Raw genomic sequence first — 4,154 nt, forward strand, 5'->3', positions numbered from 1 at the left:
TTCACAACAAATACCGGATGTGGCGAATTTGTGCATGACTGCCAGCGCAATCAGCAAAAGTACGCATCGTATTGGATTGTTTAATGCGTTGTTTTGGTGAAGGGATAAATAAAAAGCCTTGAAATCTGACCGCACTTTGATGTCTAAAACGAAACTTTGTACTATTATTTCAACTTGCGATACATGTTAGGGAGTAATTTATGAAATCCAAACTATCCGCGCTCGTCGCTACAGCCCTTCTCGCCGCCTGTTCTACCGTTCCGCAACATAATGAGCAGGCGAAAGCCCTGTTGGACGAAGGCATCGCCTTGTATCAAAAACAGGATTACCAACATGCAATGCCCTACTTTGAGCAAGCTCAACAGGCTGGGCATATGAAAGCGCCGCGTTATCTGGGCTTGATGTATCTGAACGGCGAAGGTATCGCCAAGAATGCGAAAACCGCTTTTGCCTACTTCATGCAAGCGGCAGAAGAGGGCGACATCACCGGGCAATACTGGCTCGGCCATTGCTACGAAAACGGCATCGGCACGGCAAAAGACATGACCAAAGCCGTGCATTGGTATCAAGAGTCTGCTAAACGAGGCGACCATATTTCCCAGCCAGCGATTGATGCGTTGAACCGTTTAGGCATCGAAAAAAATTAATGATTTCCCGCAAAATTTAAGGAGTTTCCACGATGAAGAAAACCGTAACGATGATTGCCGCAAGCTTGTTGCTTGCCGCTTGCAACGCCACCTCAAATGCGACTGAAAAAGCAGTGACGACTCAAAACATGCAAAATACAGCTTGGGACAAACAATACGGCGGCGCGGATAAATCCTACGATAGTCGCTTGCTTGCCTTGCGTGAACAAATTGCACCACGTTTTGAAGTGTTAACGTTTAAAGATCCCAAAACAGGCAAAGAAATGCAGTACAACCTGTACACCCCGAAAAATCTTGAGCCGGGTCGCAAATATCCGTTAGTCATGTTTATCGCAGATGCCAGCACAGCAGGAAAAGGCGTAAAAGCCCCACTAATGCAAGGCTATGGCGGCATCATCTGGGCAACCGATGAAGCGCAGGCGAAATACCCAGCCTTTGTCCTTGTACCGTCTTACACCGAAACGGCAGTCAACGATAAATGGGAAACAACTGAAGAAGTCCCCATGACCTTACGCCTTGTCAAAAATCTGATCGCCGAAAAAGCGATTGATGCCAATCGTGTTTATACCACGGGTCAATCCATGGGCGGTATGATTTCATTCTACCTAAATAGTATCGAGCCTAACTTCTTTGCGGAGTATATGTTTGTCGGCAGTCAATGGGATATCAATGTTTTAAAACCATTGGAGAAAGCGAAGTTTATTTATACCGTTTCGGCTGCCGATTCAAAAGCCTCTGCAGGCATGGCTCAAGTTGGAAAAATGTTGAAACAAGATAAAGTCAGCTACGCCGAAACTGAGTTCTCTGCCAAATTACCGCAGACCGAACAAGACGCAAAAGTCCAAAAAATGCTCGACCAAGGCAAACATATCAACTTTATCCGTTTCGCACCAAATACCGTAATTCCGGAAAACTCAACCCACAAAGGTGCAGAGCATATGTACTCATTTGATTACGCCTATTTACTCGAACCTGCCCGTGATTGGTTGATGAATCAGAAGAAAGGAAAATAATCTTAAAAATACAAGCGGTCAGATTTTGAAGATGATTTACAAAAATACCTAAAAAACTGACCGCTCTTTGTTATGAAAAAAACCGTCTGAAAAACAGGATAGGGGTGCAGCATCGTAGGCACGCATTCAAAAAATCAGATCAATGGCAGCCTGCACTGTTTCAGGTAGCCTGAAACAGTATGGTTTAGATTCAGTTTCATTGTGACACGTCTGTTAGTAGTCTTTAAAAGGCTAATCATCAACTTTTAAGGACTTTCTAGGTTGTTAAATTAACTTTTAATTCATATTTTTTAAGTACAATATAACAGTCCATTTTTCGGACGAGCTTTTCCTAATCTTCACAGGAGACACAATATGAGCAACACCCCCACCATCCTACAGAACCCTCTCACCAACAAAGATACCGCTTTCACATTGGAAGAGCGAGCAAAATATGGCCTGACCGGCCGCCTACCTGTCGTTGTAGAAACGCTCGAACAACAGGCCACGCGTGCTTACCGCCAGTTTTCATCCTATGAAAAAGATATTGAAAAATATATCTTTCTCGATCAACTGCACAACCGCAACGAAGTACTGTACTACAAACTCCTGATTGACCATCTAGCCGAAATGCTACCCGTTGTTTACGACCCCACTGTCGGCGAAGCAATTAAAAAATGGAGCCGCGACTACCGCCGTTCGCGAGCTGTCTATCTGGATGTAAACCATCCTGAAAACATCCGTGCATCGTTTGAAACGCTGGGCTTGGGTGCAGATGATGTAGATTTGATTGTAGTTTCCGATGCGGAAGAGATTTTGGGTATCGGCGACTGGGGTGTGAACGGCACGGATATTTCCGTCGGCAAACTGGCAGTTTATACTGCTGCTGCGGGCATTCATCCCAGCCGCACCATTGCTGTGAATCTAGATGTGGGTACAGATAATGAAGCCCTGCTCAATGATCCCACTTATTTGGGCAATCGCCATGCCCGCGTGCGTGGTGAACGCTACGACGCATTGATTGCAAGCTACCTGAAAACTGCTGCTGAAATGTTCCCCAATGCGCTTTTGCACTTTGAAGACTTCGGTCCGTCCAATGCCCGCCGCATTTTGGTGGAGAACCGCCGACAATACCGTATTTTCAACGACGATATGCAGGGAACGGGTGCGATTGTGATGGCTGCCGTATTCTCTGGCCTGAAAGTGACCAAACAGACCTTTGCCGAACAGCGGTTGGTGGTGTACGGTGCAGGCACCGCAGGTACGGGTATGGCCGACCAAATCAGTGCGGCGATGGAGCGCGAAGGCCTGAGTCGCGAAGAAGCGAAACAACGCGTATGGCTGATTGACATCAACGGACTGGTTACTGATGACATGGACGGCTTGCCTGATTACCAGCAGGAATATGCCCGCCCAGCCACTGAAGTTGCCGACTGGGCGAAAACGGACGGTAAAATCGGCTTGCTCGAAGTTGTAAAACAAGTAAAACCGACTATCTTGATTGGCACATCCACCGATCACGGCGCATTCACTGAAGACGTAGTCAAAGCCCTATGTGCGGGCGTAGAGCGCCCAATTCTGCTGCCGTTATCTAACCCGACCGAGAAAATCGAAGTGATGCCGAGTGAGGCTATAAAATGGTCGGATGGCAAAGCGCTCATTTCTGTCGGCATCCCCGTGCCACCCGTGCCGTATAAAGGCGTGAACTACGAAATCGGTCAAGCTAACAACGCCATGCTTTACCCAGGGTTGGGGCTGGGAGTTATCGTTTCCGGTGCGAAACACGTTACTGACGGGATGCTGCTGGCTGCAGCTGAAGCAGTCGCCTCGCAAGTCAATCCGCAGGACGAAGGCGCGTCGCTCCTGCCATCGGTGAATAACCTGCGTGCATCGTCTGCTACTGTTGCTGTTGCTGTTGCCAAACAAGCGGTCAAGGACGGTGTAGCGACCAAGCAGCCTGAAAACTGGGTACAGGCGGTGCAGGACGCAATGTGGCAGGCGGTATATGAATAAGGTCTCCTAGAAGCTATAAGGCTACCTGAAAGCAAAAAGCAGTCTGAAATCCATGCAAAGAAGTCAGGCTGCTTTTACATTTTCAGACGACCTCCACCCGCAGCGCATCCACAATCAACTTAAACACATTCGAATGCCCGCGACGGCTGGGGTAATAGAGGTAAAGCGGTTCGTAAGTCATAGCATACTCAGGCAACAGCTCGACCAGGTGCCCCGAATTGAGTGCATCCGCTACGCTCATATGTGCTATCCACGCAATGCCAAGGCCGTCTGAAACGGCTTGCAGACGCAGATGATTATTGATGGAAAACTGCGATTTTGGTGTGAACGTAATCAGCTTTTTTTTGTATTTGAATTCCCATTGAATTTCCGCGCCGTGTTCGGCGGAGAGCTTCGCACCGATAAGGCGGTGCTGCTGCAAATCATCAATATTTTTCGGTGAACCGTGTTGCGCCAAATAATCGGGCGAGGCAACCAATACCATTTTGAGCGGTGCGGAAAT

4 protein-coding genes are annotated in these 4,154 nt (G+C 47.8%); 3 read left to right on the plus strand and 1 reads right to left on the minus strand.

The genetic code is table 11. The features are described from left to right. Nucleotides 1–200: 200 nt before the first annotated feature. The 3 genes from Q1M25_RS08575 (at nt 201) to Q1M25_RS08585 (ending at nt 3,652) form a co-directional block, all read left to right on the plus strand. Nucleotides 201–647 carry a tetratricopeptide repeat protein gene (locus Q1M25_RS08575; protein ID WP_300483858.1) on the plus strand — a complete coding sequence of 149 codons (447 nt, stop codon included), beginning with the start codon at nt 201–203 and terminating at the stop codon, nt 645–647. A gap of 32 nt (nt 648–679) precedes the next feature. Beyond that, nucleotides 680–1,660, plus strand: coding sequence for a pyrroline-5-carboxylate reductase (locus Q1M25_RS08580; protein WP_300483860.1), 981 nt, complete (start codon nt 680–682; stop codon nt 1,658–1,660). A gap of 354 nt (nt 1,661–2,014) precedes the next feature. After that, nucleotides 2,015–3,652: an NAD-dependent malic enzyme gene (locus Q1M25_RS08585; RefSeq protein WP_300483862.1), complete on the plus strand. Its 1,638-nt coding sequence runs from the start codon at nt 2,015–2,017 to the stop codon at nt 3,650–3,652. A gap of 82 nt (nt 3,653–3,734) precedes the next feature. On the opposite strand, the gene Q1M25_RS08590 is transcribed toward Q1M25_RS08585, so the two are convergent. Further along, a partial coding sequence (locus tag Q1M25_RS08590) for a substrate binding domain-containing protein (RefSeq protein WP_300483863.1) occupies nt 3,735–4,154 on the minus strand: 420 nt, incomplete at its 5' end.

The sequence above is a fragment of the uncultured Neisseria sp. genome (assembly GCF_951230505.1).
GTDB lineage: Bacteria > Pseudomonadota > Gammaproteobacteria > Burkholderiales > Neisseriaceae > Neisseria.